Origin of the sequence: Flavobacterium sp., assembly GCF_049318185.1 — a bacterium.
In the GTDB taxonomy this organism is placed as follows: Bacteria; Bacteroidota; Bacteroidia; order Flavobacteriales; family Flavobacteriaceae; genus Flavobacterium.
The window spans coordinates 1-2360 of record NZ_JBMOGV010000206.1 but is presented as its reverse complement, the minus strand read 5'-3'; the positions used below and the strand labels follow the sequence as shown (position 1 = coordinate 2360).

Below are 2360 nucleotides of genomic sequence, written 5' to 3'. Positions count from 1 at the left end.
CTATGCAGTTTTACATTCGCCAACGTACAGAGAGAAATACAAAGAGTTTTTAAAAATTGATTTCCCGAGAATACCATATCCAAAAGACAAAGACACCTTTTGGACTTTGGCAAAGTTAGGCGGAGAAATACGACAAATACATTTATTGGAAAGCCCAATCGTGGAAAAATACATTACACAATATCCAATAGACGGAAACAATGTAGTTGGCAAAACAAAATATCAAGACGGCAAAGTTTACATCAACGACACGCAGTATTTCGACAATGTACCGCAAATTGCTTGGGACTTTTTTATTGGTGGTTATCAGCCAGCACAAAAATGGCTCAAAGACCGCAAGGAAAGAAAACTGGAATTTGATGATATTTTACACTATCAGAAAATTATCGTTGCATTGAGTGAAACAGATAGATTGATGAAAGAGATTGAAAAAATTGATATTTTAGAAAAAAAGTAAAAAAGAATTTTTAGCAAATGGAAAAAGATTATTTCCTGATTACTGATAGGATAAAGCAGATTGAAACTACTTTCATAAAAGATGGATGGTTAACCATTTATGAATCAACAAAAGATGACCTAATTTATTGCTGTTTAGTAGATTCTTCAAAAATTGAAGATTATAAGATTAAAACTGATTGGGTTATAAGACCATACTATGAAGGGAAACCTGCCGTTTTTGGAGACGGCACTTATAAAACTTATTCAGAGGACGGATTTGAACCTTTTATTTTTATTAAACATTTTAATTTTAATGATGGAGATGATCAATACATTGATATTTCAGAAGAATTTGTTTTATACTTTAAATTATTTGAAAGAGGAGAGAATAAACAAAATCGAAAATTCTTTTTTATAGATGATTTAGGAGACCTTGATGAAGTCATAATCATTGAACCCAAAAGAATAAAAATAAAGCTGAAATACTTAAAGGAATATATTGCTATTCGACAACTTCATTTTTCAATTTGCTTTGATTTTATGAGAGTCGGAATTATTGAAATACAGGAAAATCAAATCAAATTTATTGACGAAGATTTCAAGGGCGAAAACTATTTCTACAATCATTTGATAAGACCTTTAGACGGCAAATTTCAAAGTTGGATTCTCGGCAAAAAAATAATCAGTTTTGACCCTTCAAAATCAAAAAGCTATCACTTCGATTATGAAAATCAGATTTATGAGAAATTCATAACTGGATATGACAAAGATGGTAACGAAATTCATCAAGATTGTAGCAAAACCAACGAAAAATCTTTTGTGTTAACCTATTTTAAAAAAGACGTACTCAACAAATATTATAATGAACCGAACAGATATGAAGTTGATGGATGGCACGTTAAATCAAAATATTTTACTCTAAAAATTGATAATAACAATGAAGATTACGTTGCTGTGTTTTTAATCGAATTGGGTTATTTACCTTATAAAGAGCAATTACATTGGAAACATTATAATATTCAACCACAAAAAGGGATTAGTCACGCATATTATCAGACAATGATTGAGGGCAATTGGGTTGAGCATCCAGAAACTCCCGATTTATTTTTTAAGCACAAATACGAGCAATTCAATAAAAAGTGGGAAACAAAATTTGGTTGGCGTTTATATAAACCCCTGGCAAATGAAGACAAATTTCGTTTTAATGCTTTACATATACCAACTTCAAATAATGTAAAATCATTTTGTGAACAAATACTATCATTGAGTATAATAACAATTGACAGACTTAATGAATCTGAATTAGAAAAATCAATAACTATTGAAAAGGATGATAGAGGAATTAAAAAACTGGAAAAGTTTCTAAAAGTTAATCAAATGGAAATCCCAGATATGTTTGTTTTTTTAAAACATTTATGGAATTTACGGTCAGGTCTTTTAGCTCACAGCTTCAGTAACTCGAATGACAAGTGTAAAAAAGCAATAATATATTTCGATTTAAAAGATGACAACTATGTAGCAGTTGCCAAAGAAATATTTATCAAGTCAGTTTATACTTTTAACACATTAGAAGGAAAATTATTAACGAAAGAAATAACAGAATGACAATGCCAACGCTTCACAGCCACACACATTGCCAAGCCAAACGAGCCAACGCTCCAACCAAAGCTTCGCAAAGAGAGTGTCTGTCCAACCGCACCGCAGACAGACCAACGGGTGACAGAAAAGAACAACGAAGGCATAACAGCACCTACCCAAAAGGCGGGGTTTCGTGTTCCAAAGACAGTTTTGTGGGTAATCATCCGCCGCGGCGGATTTCAAATCAAATTTTGTGGTAAAAGTCCCGCCCTTCGGGTAGCTGCAAAACGTTAGTGGCAAACTACATCCCCCTAAGGTCAAAGACTCTATGAAAATAATTTAGT

At 32.3% G+C, this 2360-nt stretch carries 2 protein-coding genes; both read left to right on the top strand.

The features are described from left to right. A partial coding sequence (locus ACOYLT_RS11570) for a type ISP restriction/modification enzyme (RefSeq protein WP_422853996.1) occupies nucleotides 1-457 on the top strand: 457 nt, incomplete at its 5' end. 17 nt (nucleotides 458-474) lie between these two features. Then, on the top strand, nucleotides 475-2043 hold the full coding sequence (locus tag ACOYLT_RS11565) for a hypothetical protein (protein ID WP_422853995.1): 1569 nt from the start codon (nucleotides 475-477) through the stop codon (nucleotides 2041-2043). The last annotated feature ends 317 nt before the right edge of the window (nucleotides 2044-2360 follow it).